The organism is Duganella qianjiadongensis (assembly GCF_009857915.1).
Taxonomy (GTDB): Bacteria; Pseudomonadota; Gammaproteobacteria; order Burkholderiales; family Burkholderiaceae_D; genus Rugamonas; species Rugamonas qianjiadongensis.
This window is the reverse complement of sequence record NZ_WWCM01000004.1, coordinates 194,798-210,725: the sequence shown is the minus strand read 5'-3', so window position 1 is coordinate 210,725 and position 15,928 is coordinate 194,798. Positions and strand designations below refer to the sequence as shown.

11 protein-coding genes are annotated in these 15,928 nt (G+C 61.7%); all 11 read left to right on the top strand.

Annotated features, from left to right (window positions below; genetic code table 11):
- The first annotated feature begins 39 nt into the window (after positions 1-39).
- The 11 genes from GTP27_RS08400 to GTP27_RS08350 all read left to right on the top strand — a co-directional run bounded on the left by GTP27_RS08400 (position 40) and on the right by GTP27_RS08350 (position 15,873).
- On the top strand, positions 40-636 hold the full coding sequence (locus GTP27_RS08400) for a hypothetical protein (RefSeq protein ID WP_161038714.1): 597 nt from the start codon (positions 40-42) through the stop codon (positions 634-636).
- Positions 637-690: 54 nt separating this feature from the next.
- Positions 691-1,797 carry an aldose epimerase family protein gene (locus GTP27_RS08395; RefSeq protein WP_161038713.1) on the top strand — a complete coding sequence of 369 codons (1,107 nt, stop codon included), beginning with the start codon at positions 691-693 and terminating at the stop codon, positions 1,795-1,797.
- Between the two features lie 130 nt (positions 1,798-1,927).
- A complete protein-coding gene (locus tag GTP27_RS08390; protein ID WP_161038712.1) occupies positions 1,928-3,670 on the top strand; it encodes an IlvD/Edd family dehydratase in 1,743 nt (580 codons plus the stop codon).
- A gap of 78 nt (positions 3,671-3,748) precedes the next feature.
- The gene (araD1, locus tag GTP27_RS08385) at positions 3,749-4,741 is read left to right on the top strand and encodes an AraD1 family protein (RefSeq protein ID WP_161038711.1); all 993 of its coding nucleotides are present in this window, start codon (positions 3,749-3,751) and stop codon (positions 4,739-4,741) included.
- Positions 4,738-6,276: an aldehyde dehydrogenase (NADP(+)) gene (locus GTP27_RS08380; protein ID WP_161038710.1), complete on the top strand. Its 1,539-nt coding sequence runs from the start codon at positions 4,738-4,740 to the stop codon at positions 6,274-6,276. Before araD1 ends, GTP27_RS08380 begins: the two co-directional genes overlap by 4 nt.
- A gap of 28 nt (positions 6,277-6,304) precedes the next feature.
- The gene (locus GTP27_RS08375) at positions 6,305-7,072 is read left to right on the top strand and encodes an SDR family NAD(P)-dependent oxidoreductase (protein WP_161038709.1); all 768 of its coding nucleotides are present in this window, start codon (positions 6,305-6,307) and stop codon (positions 7,070-7,072) included.
- 90 nt (positions 7,073-7,162) lie between these two features.
- Positions 7,163-9,106 carry a glycoside hydrolase family 97 protein gene (locus GTP27_RS08370; RefSeq protein ID WP_161038708.1) on the top strand — a complete coding sequence of 648 codons (1,944 nt, stop codon included), beginning with the start codon at positions 7,163-7,165 and terminating at the stop codon, positions 9,104-9,106.
- A gap of 63 nt (positions 9,107-9,169) precedes the next feature.
- On the top strand, positions 9,170-10,717 hold the full coding sequence (locus tag GTP27_RS08365) for an alpha-N-arabinofuranosidase (RefSeq protein ID WP_161038707.1): 1,548 nt from the start codon (positions 9,170-9,172) through the stop codon (positions 10,715-10,717).
- Between the two features lie 3 nt (positions 10,718-10,720).
- Complete coding sequence (locus tag GTP27_RS08360) at positions 10,721-12,325, top strand: glycoside hydrolase family 43 protein (RefSeq protein ID WP_286173199.1); 1,605 nt, start codon at positions 10,721-10,723, stop codon at positions 12,323-12,325.
- Position 12,326: 1 nt separating this feature from the next.
- Complete coding sequence (locus GTP27_RS08355) at positions 12,327-13,421, top strand: arabinan endo-1,5-alpha-L-arabinosidase (protein WP_308495214.1); 1,095 nt, start codon at positions 12,327-12,329, stop codon at positions 13,419-13,421.
- Between the two features lie 64 nt (positions 13,422-13,485).
- Positions 13,486-15,873, top strand: coding sequence for a glycoside hydrolase family 127 protein (locus GTP27_RS08350; RefSeq protein ID WP_161038706.1), 2,388 nt, complete (start codon positions 13,486-13,488; stop codon positions 15,871-15,873).
- Positions 15,874-15,928 lie beyond the last annotated feature (55 nt).

Sequence of the window (15,928 nt, the reverse complement as noted above, 5' to 3'; positions counted from 1 at the left end):
ACGAGACAAAACGAGTAAGAACGAGGCAGGTAAACGAGTATGAATGCGCCAAGAGAGAATGTGCTGCCACCCCACACCTGGCAGCGGCTTTGCGATTTCCTGATTGCCAGTGGCAGTACTTTGTCGGTAGCACAAGCCGCGGACGAGGCCATCAGGGCCTGGATCAGCGAGCAGAGCAAGAGCAAGGAACCGCTGCACGGCTACCAGTGGAAACAGCTATTTCTACCGGAAGGTACGCAGCTACGCATGAAGTATCTGCAGGGCTACCATTTTGCGCAGGTGGAGGGTGACCAGCTGGTGTTCGGGCAGCGTGCCGTCACGCCGCGCGGCATGACGCAAGCAATTTCCGGCGACGGACGCAATGCCTGGCGCGATCTGTGGCTACGCATGCCGGGCGAGCGCCAGTGGATCAATGCCGGCCTGTTGCGCAGCCGCCTGATGGCGCAGCGGAAGCTGGCAGTAAAACCACCGGAAACGGCGGCCGAGGCACTGTCAGCAGCGGCAAAGGCCATGGGCCAGGCCCTGACTGCGGCGGTGACCCTGATCGAACATGTAGACCATCAATCGACGACAGTGCTGGAGCGCCGGCAGCCGAAGAATCGCCGCCAGACCGATTTAATGGAAGACGTGGATTAAGCCAGCCGGCTGGCAACGTCTATCCGACTATACATCTCATCCAGAAAGTACTTTATGCAAGCAAGCATTTCCAGTTCCCCGTTTGGGCCACTGCCCGATGGTCGCGCGGCGACGCTCTATACCCTGCGCAACCGCCACGGCATGCAGGTCAGTATCAGCAACCTCGGTGGTGTCATTACATCTATTCTGGTGCCGGACCGGCAGGGCCAGCTGGGCGATGTGTGTCTGGGCTTCGATGATGCCGCTGCCTACATGGGTGAATCGCATTATTTCGGCGCGCTGATAGGCCGTTACGGCAACCGCATCGCCCAGGGGCAATTCGAACTCGATGGCAAACGCTACCAGCTCGACATCAACAATGGCCGCCATCACCTGCATGGCGGGCGTGACGGCTTCCATCGCAGGCTGTGGCAGGCCGAGCCTTCGGCCAGTGCTGAAACGGCCACGCTGACGCTGCGCTACCGCAGTCCGGACGGCGAGCAGGGCTATCCCGGCAATCTGGATGTAACGGTGCACTATGAACTGGGTAGTGATAACGCTTTGCATATCGCTTTTCATGCCGTGAGCGATCAGGCCACGCCTGTCAACCTGACCAACCATGCGTATTTCAATCTGGCGGGGCAGGGCGATATCCTCGGGCACGAGCTGACCATACCGGCCGACGCCTACACGCCGGTTGATGCGGGCCTGATTCCGACGGGCGAGCTGCGCGCGGTGCAGGGTAGCGCATTCGATTTCCGTACGCCGGCGGCGATAGGCAGCCGTATCAACCACGAGGACCAGCAGCTAGCCTATGGTTCGGGCTATGACCACAATTTTGCCTTGAACCGCCAGCAGCAAGGCACGCTGGAACTGGCCGCGCGGGTGCGCGAACCTGTATCGGGGCGCGTGCTGGAAGTGTGGGGACAGGGGCCGGGCGTGCAGTTCTACAGCGGTAATTTCCTTTCCGAGGCGCTGCAAGGCAAGGGGCGCGTGTACCGCTTCCGTAGCGGATTCTGCCTGGAGCCGCAGCATTTTCCCGATGCGCCCAATCAGCCGCAATTTGCCAGCACCATACTGCGTCCCGGCAGCGAGTACCGCACGCGTATGGCCTACCGTTTCAGCACCGACGCGGCAGCAGGCAGCGCGCCTGCCGCCTGTCCGGTCCAGCAGTCCAGTTGAGATATCGATTTCGGTATCAAAGTCGAATAATAATTTATTGGAAAGATATCTCTGTACAACTTAGTATGACTTATCGATGCAGGGACATGACAAGCACGTCCCTGTACAGGAACATACTTAGGAGATATGCATGTCTGAGAACGACAAAAAGGTGAAGTTACGCTCGGCCGAGTGGTTTGGTACGCAGGACAAGAACGGTTTCATGTACCGCAGCTGGATGAAGAATCAGGGTATCCCTGATCATGAATTTCAGGGCAAACCCATCATCGGCATCTGCAATACCTGGTCCGAGCTGACCCCTTGCAATGCACATTTCCGCAAACTGGCCGAACACGTCAAGCGCGGCATACTGGAAGCGGGCGGTTTCCCCGTCGAATTCCCCGTATTCTCCAACGGCGAATCGAATCTGCGCCCGACCGCCATGCTGACCCGTAACCTCGCCAGCATGGATGTGGAAGAATCGATCCGCGGCAATCCTATGGACGGCGTGGTACTGCTGGTAGGCTGCGACAAGACGACGCCAGCGTTGCTGATGGGTGCAGCCTCGGTCGATATTCCCACCATCGTGGTGAGTGGCGGTCCTATGCTGAACGGTAAGCTGAACGGCAAGAACATCGGCTCCGGCACCGCCGTGTGGCAGTTGCACGAGCAGGTCAAGGCTGGCGAAATCTCCATGCACGAATTCATGTCGGCCGAATCGGGCCACTCGCGCTCGGCCGGTACCTGCAACACCATGGGCACGGCGTCCACCATGGCCTGCATGGCCGAAGCGCTGGGGACTACGCTGCCGCACAATGCTGCCATTCCTGCAGTCGATTCGCGCCGCTACATACTGGCCCATATGTCCGGCATCCGCATCGTCGATATGGTGCGCGAAGACCTCAAACTGTCCAAAATCCTCAAGCGCGAGAACTTCGAAAACGCCATCCGCGTCAACGCTGCCATCGGCGGTTCCACCAATGCCGTGATCCACCTGAAAGCCATTGCCGGCCGTATCGGCGTGGATCTGGAACTGGAAGACTGGACCCGCATCGGCCGTGGCACGCCGACCATCGTTGACCTGCTGCCTTCAGGCCGCTTCCTGATGGAAGAGTTCTATTACGCCGGTGGCCTGCCTGCCGTGATCCGCCGCATGGGCGAGGGCAAGCTGGTGCCGCATCCCGGTGCACTGACGGTGAACGGCAAGACGCTGTGGGAAAACTGTCATGACGCGCCGATTTACGACGATGAAGTGGTGCGTCCGCTGGACAAACCGCTACTCAAGGATGGCGGCATCTGCATCCTGCGCGGCAATCTGGCGCCGCGCGGCGCCGTGCTGAAACCATCGGCCGCTACGCCGGAACTGATGCAGCACCGTGGCCGCGCCGTAGTGTTCGAAGACTTCGAGCACTACAAGGCTGCCATCGTCGATCCTGATCTGGAGGTCGATGCCAGCTCGGTGCTGGTGATGAAGAACTGCGGCCCGAAAGGTTATCCGGGCATGGCCGAAGTGGGCAATATGGGCCTGCCGCCCAAGCTGCTGGCCGCTGGCGTGAAAGATATGGTGCGTATCTCCGATGCGCGCATGAGCGGTACGGCTTACGGCACGGTGGTGCTGCATGTGGCGCCGGAAGCCATGGCGGGCGGTCCGCTGGGTATCGTCAAGGATGGCGACTGGATCACACTCGATTGCGCCGGTGGCGTGCTGAATCTGGAAATCTCCGACGAGGAAATGGCTCAGCGTCAGGCTGCCCGTGTACGCGGCAGTGCGCCGGGACCGAAAACCGGCTACCAGCAGCTGTATATCGAACACGTGCTGCAGGCCGATGAAGGCTGCGACTTCGACTTCCTGGTCGGACATCGCGGCTCGGCCGTACCCCGTCACTCGCACTAGCGCCGCATCGTAGCGGCCCGCTGCCGCGCCCCCGCGCCCCTTTATCGCAACAACAGAATACTCAAATACGGAGAAGCCATGCTGCTCGTGCAATTCAAGAATGTTCAAGGCAGCCGCCAGATCGGCGTGTTGGAACAGAACACCATCCGCGTAATCGAAGGCTATGAAACCACCTACGCGCTGGCGCAGGCGGCAATCCGCCAGAAACAGAGCCTGGCTGCACTGGCCAGTGCAGCGCTGGGCGCGGCCACGCTGGCCTTCGACGCCGTGCTGGCAGAGAACCGCCTGCTGCCGCCTATCGATCATGCCGATCCGGCCCATTGCTACGTTACGGGCACCGGCCTGACCCATCTGGGCAGCGCCGACACGCGCGACGCCATGCACAAGAAAATCGGCGGCGATGTGGAATCGCTCAGCGATTCCATGAAGATGTTCCGCATGGGTGTGGAAGGCGGCAAGCCTGCGCCCGGCGTCGCCGGCGTACAGCCGGAATGGTTCTACAAAGGTGACGGCTCCATCGTGGCCGCCAGCGGTGCCGATCTGGCCATGCCCGATTTTGCCCTTGACGGCGGTGAAGAGCCCGAGGTGGCCGGCCTGTATGTGATCGGCGACGACGGCCAGCCTTATCGCGTCGGCTATGCCATCGGCAACGAGTTCTCCGACCACGTGACCGAACGTCAGAACTATCTGTATCTGGCCCACTCCAAACTGCGCGCTTGCGGCCTCGGCCCGGCCCTGCTGGTGGGCGAGGCACCGGCCCATATCGAAGGCGTTTCGCGCATTTACGATAAAGCGGGCAAGCTGCGCTGGGAAAAAGCCTTCTTCAGCGGCGAGCAGAATATGTCGCACACGCTGGCCAATCTGGAGCACCACCACTTCAAATACCCGCTGTTCAGGCGCGCCGGTGATGTGCATATCCACTTCTTTGGCACGGCCACCCTGAGCGTGGCCGATAACATCGTGGTGCAAGCGGGCGAAACCTTCGAGATCGAGGCGCCCCAGTTCGGCCCTGCGCTGCGCAACAAGCTGTCCGTGTACGCCACCGAAGTGGCCAAGGTGCTGCCGTTATGATGATTACCGGTGATGCACTGATAGGCGGCGTGGCCGTCAAAGGTAGCGGCAGCGCTGTCTACGCCTTCAACCCCGGCCTGCAACAGCAGATGGAACCGGCGTTTCACGCGGTCGATCAGCAGCAGATCGATCAGGCCTGCCGCCTGGCCGATGCCGCGTTCGACCAGTTCCGCGCCCTGAGCGCCGAGCAGCGCGCCGTATTCCTCGAAACCATCGCCGAGCAGATCATGGCGCTGGGCGACACGCTGCTAGAACGCGTCATGGCCGAAAGCGGCCTGCCGCGCCTGCGCGTCGAAGGCGAGCGTGGCCGCACCGTGGGCCAGCTGAAACTGTTTGCCAGCTTGCTACGCGAGGGGAAGTGGCAAGACCTGCGCTTCGATCCGGCACTGCCCGAGCGCACCCCGCCGCGGCCCGATCTGCGCATGCGCATGATCGCCGTCGGCCCCGTGGCCGTTTTCGCTGCCAGTAACTTCCCGCTGGCCTTTTCGGTGGCCGGTGGCGACACGGCATCGGCACTGGCCGCCGGCTGCCCGGTGGTGCTGAAAGCCCACTCGGCCCATCCGGGCACTTCGGAACTGGTAGGCCGTGCCATCGTCGAGGCGGTGCAACTGTGCGGCCTGCCGGCTGGCGTGTTTGCCCTGCTGACGGGTAGTGGCAACGGCATCGGGCAGGAACTGGTGCGCCACCCTGCCATCAAGGCGGTCGGCTTTACCGGCTCGCGCAGCGGCGGCATGGCGCTAATGGCCGTGGCGGCTGCACGTCCCGTGCCCATCCCCGTGTATGCAGAAATGAGTTCGATCAATCCCGTCTTCCTGCTGCCGCAGGCGCTGGCGGCACGCGCTGAAGAGATCGCGCAGGGCTTCGCCGCCTCGCTGGTGCTGGGGGTAGGGCAGATGTGTACCAATCCCGGTCTGGTGATCGGCATCGACGGGCCGGATCTGAAACGCTTTACCAGCACGGCCGCGCAGGCGCTGGCTGGCGGTGCTGCCTGTGCCATGCTGTCGTCCGGTATCGCCGGCAGCTATCAGCGCGGCATACAGCAGCTGGCGCAGCATGAAGCAGTCGCCACGCTGGCGCTGGCGCCGCAGGAGCAGGGCAAGGGCGCGCCGGCGCTATTCCGCACCACGGCCGCTGCCTTCCTGGCGCAGCATGCGCTGGCGGAAGAAGTATTCGGCCCAGCCTCGCTGGTGGTGGCCTGCCGCGATCTGGCCGAGCTGCATCAGGTGGCGGAAAGCCTGGAAGGCCAGCTGACCGCAACGCTGCAGATGGATACGGCCGATCTCGACGCGGCACAGGCCCTGCTGCCGCTGCTGGAACGCAAAGCGGGCCGGATACTGGCCAATGGCTATCCGACTGGCGTGGAAGTCTGCAGCGCCATGGTGCACGGCGGCCCGTTCCCGTCCACCTCCGATGGCCGCAGCACGTCGGTGGGCACGGCGGCGATCAACCGCTTCCTGCGTCCCGTGTGCTACCAGAATCTGGCACAGGCGCTGCTGCCTGCCGTGCTGCGCGACAGCAGTGCCGCTATCAACTAAAAAAAAGATCAATATATCCGGAGACTGTATGACCCAACTGGCCAGATTTGCCAGCCTGCGCGGCAAGCGCGTATTCATTACCGGCGGTGGTAGCGGCATAGGCGAAGCGATGGTGATTTCGTTCGCCGAGCAGGGCGCGCAGGTGGCGTTCGTCGATATCGCGCGCGATGCCAGTCTGGCGCTGACGCGCCGCGTCAAGGATGCCGGTTATCCCGAGCCGCTGTTCCGCCAGTGCGACATCACCGATATCGCCGCCCTGCAGGCCACCATGGCTGAAATGTCCGCTGCCGTGGGCGACTTCGACATACTGGTGAATAACGCCGCCAATGACCAGCGCCATGAAACCAGCGCAGTCACGCTGGAATACTGGAACGAGCGCATCGCCATCAACCAGCGGCCCATGTTTTTCACCTGCCAGGCTGTACTGGAAGGCATGAAGAAAAAGGGCGCCGGCTCCATCATCAACGTCGGTTCCATTTCGTGGCATGTGAAGAACGCGGGCTATCCCGTCTACGCCACCTCGAAAGCAGCAGTGCATGGCCTGACACGGGGCCTTGCCCGTGAATTCGGCGCCCACGGCATCCGCGTCAACACGGTCACGCCGGGCTGGGTGATGACGCAGCGCCAGATCGACCTGTGGCTGGACGACGCGGGCGAGGCGGAGATCAAGCGTAATCAGTGCATCCCGACCAAGCTGATGCCACAGCATATCGCTTCGATGGTGCTGTTTCTTGCTGCCGACGATGGTGCCATGTGTACGGCGCAGGAATTCATCGTCGATGCAGGCTGGGTCTAGGCCTGCTCAGCGTATTTTGCCGTCGCACTGGCCAGCCTCGAATCCGGGCCGGTGAGCGGCAGCCGCAAGACTTACATTCTGGGTAAAAACATGGTGAAGACAGGATACTCCGTGCTGATGCTGGCCGCCTGTACCTTAGGCCAGGCGGCAGCAAAAGATCGCGCCTCTGCCGACCTGACGGTGCTGCGCAGCCCCGACCGGCATATCAGCGTGGCACTGCAGGCGGGGCCGGGCGGCACGCTGCATTACACGGTGACGCGCGATGGTCAGCCAGTGCTGCTGCCATCGCGGCTGGGCCTGCAGTTGCAGGGCGCCGACCTGTCGCAGCAGCTGAGCGTTACCCGTATCAGCTCTGTGCAGGCGGTCCATCAGCAGTACGACATGGCGGTCGGAAAACGGCGCAAGATCAGCTATCACGCGCTGGAGCAGACTGCCACAGTGCGCAATGCGGGCGGGCAGAGCATGGAGATCAGCCTGCGCGTCTCCAATGATGGCCTGGCCTTCCGCTACCGCGTGCAGGAAGCCACGCTGGCGCGCAAACAGCTGATCGCCGAACAGACTACATTCGCGCTGCCATCGGGCGCGCGCGCATGGCTGCAGCCCATGTCGGTAGCACAGACAGGCTGGAAGGGTACCAATCCTTCCTACGAAGAGCACTACCAGATGGATATACCGGCTGGCAGCGCCGCTCCCACGCCGGCGGGCTGGGTATTTCCCGCGCTGTTCAAGGCGGGCGCGAACTGGCTGGCGGTTTCCGAGGCTGGCATGGACGGCAGCTATCAGGCCTCGCGGCTGGCACAGCACTCTGAGGGCGGCGTCTACAGCCTGGGCCAGCCCATGGCCGCCGAAGTCTATACCGGTGGCGGCCTGCTGGCCGACGTCGCAGGCACGCTGACCACGCCGTGGCGCGTGCTGGCACTGGGCACGCTGAAAACCGTCACTGACTCGACACTGGGCACGGATCTGGCAGCGCCGGCGATTGCTTTCCCGCCTGCGCTGGTGCAGCCCGGCCACGCTTCGTGGAGCTGGGCGCTGCTCAAGGATGACGCCACGGTGTACGAAGTGCAGAAGAAGTTTATCGACTATGCCGCCGATATGCACTGGGATTACACCCTGATCGATGCCGACTGGGACCGCAAGATAGGCTATGACAAGGTGCGCGAACTGGTGCAATACGCGGCAGCGAAAAAGGTCGGCGTCCTGCTCTGGTATAACTCGTCCGGCGCGTGGAACACCACCGAATATACTCCCAAGAGCCAGCTGCTGACCCACGCGCAGCGTATGGCCGAATTCCGCCGTCTGCGCGCAATGGGCGTGAAAGGCGTGAAGATCGATTTCTTCGGCGGCGACGGCCAGTCCATGATGGCCTACTACGTCGGCATCCTGCGCGATGCCGCCGACGCCGGACTGCTGGTCAACTTCCACGGCGCCACGCTGCCGCGCGGCTGGAGCCGCACCTACCCGAATCTGATGACCATGGAAGCCGTGCGCGGGATGGAATTCACCACCTTCGAGCAGGTGGACGAGGACAGCATGCCTGGCCACGCAGCCATGCTGCCATTCACCCGCAACCTGTTTGACCCGATGGACTTCACGCCCATGGTGTTTGGCGATATACCGAACATCCGCCGCAGTGCCAGCAATGGCTTCGAACTGGCTACCGCCGTGCTGTACCTGTCCGGCATCCAGCACTTTGCCGAAACGCCGGAAGGCATGGCTGCTGTGCCGCCGTACGTCAAACAGCTGCTGCAGGAACTGCCGCGCAGCTGGGACGACAGCCACCTGCTGGATGGCTATCCGGGTCAGTACGTGGTCATGGCGCGACGCGCAGGGCAGCACTGGTATATCGCCGGCATCAACGCTGGCGACAGTGCCCGCAGCGTGACGCTGGACCTGTCTTTCGCGCAGCACAGACAGGGCAGCCTGATCAGCGATGGTGCGGCCGAGCGCAGCTTCGTTCAGCTGCCTATCGCAGCCGGCAAGCAGGTCGAGCTCACCATCAAGCCGCATGGCGGCTTCCTGATCCGGCTCTAGGCCAGTGCCTGTGCACGAATACAGCTTTTAAAACAGATAGACAAAATAAACCAGGAGATCAGCATGAATTATTTAAAGCGTAGCGTGTTAGCCTTGTCGCTGCTGGCGGCAGGATCGGTGTTTGCAGCCGAACCGGTCGGCGTCAGCATCGACACCAGCAAGCCCGGACCGGTGATCAACAAGGACATCTACGGCCAGTTTGCCGAGCACCTCGGCAGCGGCATCTACGGTGGCCTGTGGGTGGGCCCGAATTCAAAAATCCCCAACACCAAAGGCTGGCGCAACGACGTGGTGGGTGCGCTCAAAGCCATGCACGTACCGCTGGTGCGCTGGCCCGGCGGCTGCTTCGCCGACGAATATCACTGGAAGGATGGCATCGGTGCACGCGACAAACGTCCCGTCAAGGTCAACACCAACTGGGGCGGCGTGGAGGAGTCGAACGCCGTCGGCACGCATGAATTCTTCGATCTGGTGGAAATGCTGGGCGCCGATGCCTACGTCAACGGCAATCTGGGCACCGGCAGCGTACAGGAGATGTCGGAGTGGATCGAGTACCTGACCTCGGACAGCAAATCCACGCTGGCCAATCTGCGCCGCAAAAATGGCCGCGACAAACCGTTCAAGGTGGCGTATTTCGCCATCGGTAACGAGGCCTGGGGCTGCGGCGGCAATATGACACCGGAACACTACGCCAGCCTGTATCGCAATGTCGAGACCTTCCTGCGTGCGCCGGCGCCATACCGCCCCAGGATGATCGCCAGCGGCGGCAATGACAACGACACCAGCTGGTCCGATGTACTGAGCAAACAGCTCAAGCGCCAGACCGATGGCATCAGCTTCCACTACTACACCATCCCTACCGGCAAATGGGAAGTGAAGGGCGCGGCCACCGGCTTCGCCGAGCAGGAATGGATCTCCACGCTGGCCAATACCCTGCGCATGGACGAGCACATGAAGCGCAATTCCGCCGCCATGGACCAGCATGATCCGGAGAAGAAACTGGGCCTGTTCGTCGACGAATGGGGCACCTGGTATGACGTGGAAAAGGGCACCAATGCCGGCTTCCTGTTTCAGCAGAACACCCTGCGCGATGCGCTTGTTGCAGCGCTTAACTTCAACATCTTCCATGCCCATGCTGATCGCGTGCGCATGACCAATATCGCCCAGATGGTCAACGTGCTGCAGGCCATGATCATCACCGATAAGGACAAGATGCTGCTGACGCCAACCTATCATGCATTTGAAATGTATGTGCCGTTCCAGAACGCCACCTTCCTGCCGCTGACACTGAGCAATAACCGCCAGTACGCGCTCGATGGCGCCAGCATACCGGAGATTAGCGCTACGGCAGCCCGGGCCAGCGACGGTAAAGTCTATCTGGCGCTGGTCAACACCAATCCGCGGCAGGCAGCCGACGTAGCCATTACCGTGCCGGGGCAGACGGTAAAAGCCGTGCGTGGCCGCGTGCTGACTGCCGCTGCCATGGATGCGCACAACACCTTTGCAGCACCGCAGGCAGTCAAACCTGCGCCGTTCAGCGCAACTGCCGTTGACGGTAAAGTTAGCGTGCAGATTCCGGCCAAGGCCGTGGTCGTGGTAGCGGTGGAGTAAACCATGAATAAGAACGAGATCATCAACATCAAGCTGGACGAGATCAGCATTTCGCGCCGCAAGGCGATGGCTGGCGGGGTGGCGCTGCTGCTGGCCGGTTGCGGCGGCGGCGGTGGCAGCACGGTGGCGGTAACGCCCACGCCCGCGCCAACGCCCACGCCAACGCCCACGCCTACGCCGACACCGACACCGACACCGACACCGACGCCCGCGCCCACGCCTACGCCCACCAGCATCAGCTTCGCCGACGCCTCGGTGCACGACCCTGCCGTGATCCGCGTCGATGGCAGCTACTATGTGTTCGGCTCCCATCTGGCCGCAGCCAAGTCCACCGACCTGATGAACTGGACCAAGCTGGCTGATGGCGTCAACAACAGTAATCCGCTGTTCACCAATGTGACGACGGCGCTGGCCGACACCTTCGCATGGGCGCAGGTAACCGACCTGTGGGCGCCAGACGTGATCCGGCTTGCCGACGGCAAGTACTACTTCTACTACGACGCCTGCAAAGGCGATTCGCCCCGTTCGGCGCTCGGGGTAGCGGTAGCGGACAAGATCGAAGGACCCTACGTCAACAAGCAGATCATGCTGAAATCCGGCATGTGGGGCCAGATCAGCGAAGATGGCGTCAAGGTCTACGATGCACTGACCATGCCCAATACGGTTGATCCAGCCACCTTCTTCGACAAGGACGGCAAGCTATGGATGGCCTACGGCTCCTATTCGGGCGGTATCTTCATCCTCGCTCTCGATCCGGCGACCGGCCTGCAGAAACCGGGGCAGGGCTACGGCAAGCATCTGATGGGCGGCAACCATAGCCGCATCGAAGGCGCCTACGTTCTCTACAGCCCGCAGAGCAAGTACTACTATCTGTTCACGTCTTTCGGCGGGCTCGATGCCAGCGGCGCCTACAATATGCGGGTGGCGCGTTCGCTTAATCCGGACGGCCCGTACCTGGATGCTAAAGGCAACGACATGGCAAACGTGAAGTCGAATCCGGCCCTGCCGCTATTCGACGACGCCAGCATCGCACCATATGGCCAGAAAATCATGGGCAACCACCAGTTCGCGCTGGCGGATGGCGAAACGGGTACGCCGCTGGGCTATGTCTCGCCCGGCCACAACTCGGCCTATTACGACAGTGCGACAGGCCAGTACTTCCTGATCTTCCATACCCGCTTCCCCGGCACGGGCGAACTGCACCAGATCCGTGTGCACGAAATGTTCCTCAACGAGGATGGCTGGTTTGTGGTGGCGCCGTTCCGCTATGCCCCATTGAGCAAGAACACCACGCCGCTCGCTGCGGAAGTGACGGCCGCCGATGCCGCTGGCGCCTACAAGATGATCAACCACGGCAAGGACATCTCTGCCACTATCAAGGCCTCGCAAAATATCCGGCTGGCGGCCGATGGCACGGTTTCCGGCTCTGCCAGCGGTACATGGAAGCATAATGGCGGAAATAAGATTACCATCGCGCTGGGCAGCGCCGGAACTTTCAATGGCGTGCTATCGCGCCAGTGGAACAGCAATGCCGGTGCCTTTGTCGTCACATGGACGGCGCAATCGGTAGAGGGCGTGTCCATCTGGGGCGCGCGGACGGGGAACTGAGATGCCATCGAAAATCGGAAAAATACACCAGGCGGCAAAGTCGTCGCTGGCCCTGCTGTTTAGTCTGGGGGTAGTGCTGGGCATAGGCGCTGCCAGCACCATGCTGGCCACCGCAGCGACGCAGCCTAACGCCGTGGGCCAGCAGGTCAGCGTGCACGATCCTGTGATGACCAAGGAAGGCGATACCTGGTATCTGTTCAGCACCGGTCCCGGCATTCCGTTCTACAGCTCTAAGAATATGCGCGACTGGCAGCCGGAAGGGCAGGTGTTTGCCCAGCCACCGGCGTGGGTGCGCAAGGTGGCGCCTACCTTCGACGGCCATATCTGGGCGCCGGATGTGCACTACCATAACGGCCGCTACTATCTGTACTACTCGGTGTCGGGCTTCGGCAAGAACACTTCGGGCATAGGCGTTACCGTCAACAAGACGCTTGATCCCCGTTCGCCCGACTATCGCTGGGACGATCAGGGATTGGTGCTGCAATCGGTGCCGATACGCGATAACTGGAATGCCATCGACCCCAACGTCATCGAAGATGGAAAGGGCGGCGCATGGCTGGCTTTCGGATCGTTCTGGAGCGGCATCAAGCTGGTGAAACTTAACCAACAGCGCACGGGACTGGCCGAACCACAGGAATGGCACGCCATTGCCAGCCGTAGCACGGTGCCGGCACCGGCAGGTGCCACGGCGGGCAAGGATGATATCGAAGCCCCCTTCATTTTCCGCAAGGGCGATTACTACTACCAGTTTGCCTCGTTCGGCTACTGCTGCCGCAAGGGAGATAGCACCTATTACGTGGTGGTGGGACGTTCGAAAAGCGTCGCCGGCCCGTATCTGGACAAGAGCGGCGTAGACATGATGAAGGGTGGCGGCACCACCGTCATCGCCGGTAACCAGGCCTGGCGCGGGCTGGGTCACAACGGTACTTACACCTTCGACGGCAAGGATTATCTGGTCCTGCACGCCTATGAAACCGCTGATGACTTCCTGCAGAAGCTGAAGGTTCTGGAAATCCGCTGGGATAGCGCAGGCTGGCCTGCGGTAGATCCGGCGGATCTGGAGCGCTACCGCAGCCGCATCATCGCTCCTCATTAAGCCCTTGGCAGCTGGCCAGCACAGGCTGGCCAGCGCCTGAAGATCAGTCCCCGTGAGATCGCAAATGAAACAGTGCCTGCGCCGCCTGGCGTTGCTGGCGGCGTGGCCCCTAGTTGTGCTGCTGCCTGCGGACAGCAGCGCCGCCGCACCGTCAGCCCCTATCGAGTTATTCCCGCTGGCCGATGTCCGGCTCGGTGCCAGTCCGTTTCTGGATGCCCAGCGTACCGACCTGCACTACATACTGGAAATGGAGCCGGACCGCCTGCTGGCGCCGTTCCTGCGCGAAGCCGGGCTGCCGATCCGTCAGCCTAGCTACGGCAACTGGGAATCGAGCGGTCTCGATGGCCACCTCGGCGGCCACTATTTATCCGCACTGGCGCTAATGTATGCGTCAACGGGCGACGCCGAAGTGCTGCGCCGCCTGAACTACTTCGTCGCAGAACTGAAACGCTGCCAGCAGCAGAACGGTAACGGCTATATCGGCGGTATTCCCGAAGGCAGCGCCGCATGGCAGGCCATCGCGCGGGGCGAACTCCATGCTGATAATTTTTCTGTCAATGGCAAATGGGTGCCGTGGTACAACCTGCACAAGCTGTACGCCGGTTTGCGCGATGCCTACCAGTATGGCGGCAATGCCGATGCGCGGGACATGCTGGTCGCCATGGCCGACTGGGCACTGAATCTGACCAGCCATCTAAGTGAAGAGCAGATGCAGGCCATGCTGCGCAGCGAACATGGCGGCATGAACGAAGTGCTGGCCGATGTCGCGCAGCTGACGGGGCAGCGCAAATATCTGGATCTCGCCATCCGTTTTTCGCAGCCATCGCTGATGCAGCCGCTGGCGCAGGGGCGCGACCAGCTGACGGGCATGCACGCCAATACCCAGATCCCCAAGGTGATAGGCTATCAGCGCATAGGCACGATGACCGGCCGTGCAGACTGGCAGCAGGCCGCGCAATTCTTCTGGCAGACCGTGCACGACCACCGCACGGTGGCGATAGGCGGCAACAGCGTCAAGGAGCATTTCCATGATGCGCAGGACTTCTCGCCCATGATGAGCGAGGTGGAGGGGCCGGAGACCTGCAACACCTACAATATGCTCAAGCTGACCGGTTTGCTGTTCCAGCGTGATGGCCGCGCCAGCTATGGCGATTACTACGAGCGGGCCCTGTACAACCACATTCTGTCATCGCAGCGGCCGGAAACGGGTGGTTTTGTGTATTTCACGCCCATGCGGCCCAACCACTACCGCGTGTATTCGCAGGTGGATAAGGGCATGTGGTGCTGTGTGGGTTCCGGCATCGAGAGCCATGCCAAGTACGGCGAGTTTATCTACGCCCACCGGGGCGAGGAGTTGTACGTCAATCTGTTCATTCCATCCACCCTGAACTGGCGCCAGCGCGGCATCCGCGTCACCCAGTATGGCAGCTTCCCCGACGAAGAGCGCAGCCTGTTGCGTATCGATGGTAGCGCCAGCTTCACGCTGAAGATACGCTATCCGGAATGGGTGGCCGCAGGCGCGCTGCGCCTCAGCGTCAATGGCCGGCCGGTGAAAGTACAGCTGGGCAGCGATCATTTTGTCCGCCTGCGGCGCCAGTGGAAGGACGGCGATCAGGTGGAAGTGCAGCTGCCCATGACAACCCGGCTGGAGCAGATGCCGGATAAATCCAACTACTATGCGCTGCTGCACGGGCCAGTTGTACTGGCTGCGAAGACGCAGCCTTACGCTAACGAGAAGCTCAACTTCCTGGCCGATGAATCGCGTATGGGCCATGTGGCACAGGGGCCGGTTTGTTCGCTGGAAGCCAGCCCCATGCTGGTCAGCGATAGCAAAGACTTCATGCAGCGCCTGCGTCCTGTACCGGGCCAGCCACTGACCTTTACCGCCACGGGGCTAGTGCAGCAGCAGGGGCAGGGCGCCACGACCATCACCCTGATCCCCTTCTATCGTCTGCACGACTCGCGCTACGTGATCTACTGGCCGTATTCCACGCCTGCCAATCTGGCAGAGCTGAGGAAAAAGACAGCGCAAAATGAAGCCGAGCGGCTGGCGCTCGATGCCCGCACCATCGATCAGGTGGCGCCGGGCGAGCAGCAGCCGGAGTCCGATCATTTCTTCCGCGGCGACGGTGCCGACGCCGGGCTGAATCAGGGCCGCCACTGGCGCCATGCGAGCGGATGGTTCAGCTATCAGCTCAATGACGCGAGGCACGAAGCGCGCGTACTGCGGCTGACTTACGCCCGTGGTGACGCAGGGCGGCGTTTCGATATCCGCGTCAATGGCTATCTGCTGGCCGAAGTGAGGCTGCAGGGCGATGCCAGTGAGGAGTTCTACACAGTGGACTATGCGCTGCCCGAGGACCTGCCCAGGGCGGAAAAATGGGAGCTGCGTTTCGAAGCACGCGAGGGTTCCATGGCTGGCGGCCTGTATGGTTTGCGCCTACTGCGCTGATATCAAAATTGTTATCGAAGTTGGTGAAAATGTGATTGGATAGATATTTGAGATT

Coding starts and splice junctions, on each gene's coding strand:
- GTP27_RS08400 (WP_161038714.1), top strand. CDS start 40: ATGAATGCGCCAAGAGAGAATGTGCTGCCACCCCACACCTGGCAGCGG.
- GTP27_RS08395 (WP_161038713.1), top strand. CDS start 691: ATGCAAGCAAGCATTTCCAGTTCCCCGTTTGGGCCACTGCCCGATGGT.
- GTP27_RS08390 (WP_161038712.1), top strand. CDS start 1,928: ATGTCTGAGAACGACAAAAAGGTGAAGTTACGCTCGGCCGAGTGGTTT.
- araD1 (WP_161038711.1), top strand. CDS start 3,749: ATGCTGCTCGTGCAATTCAAGAATGTTCAAGGCAGCCGCCAGATCGGC.
- GTP27_RS08380 (WP_161038710.1), top strand. CDS start 4,738: ATGATGATTACCGGTGATGCACTGATAGGCGGCGTGGCCGTCAAAGGT.
- GTP27_RS08375 (WP_161038709.1), top strand. CDS start 6,305: ATGACCCAACTGGCCAGATTTGCCAGCCTGCGCGGCAAGCGCGTATTC.
- GTP27_RS08370 (WP_161038708.1), top strand. CDS start 7,163: ATGGTGAAGACAGGATACTCCGTGCTGATGCTGGCCGCCTGTACCTTA.
- GTP27_RS08365 (WP_161038707.1), top strand. CDS start 9,170: ATGAATTATTTAAAGCGTAGCGTGTTAGCCTTGTCGCTGCTGGCGGCA.
- GTP27_RS08360 (WP_286173199.1), top strand. CDS start 10,721: ATGAATAAGAACGAGATCATCAACATCAAGCTGGACGAGATCAGCATT.
- GTP27_RS08355 (WP_308495214.1), top strand. CDS start 12,327: ATGCCATCGAAAATCGGAAAAATACACCAGGCGGCAAAGTCGTCGCTG.
- GTP27_RS08350 (WP_161038706.1), top strand. CDS start 13,486: ATGAAACAGTGCCTGCGCCGCCTGGCGTTGCTGGCGGCGTGGCCCCTA.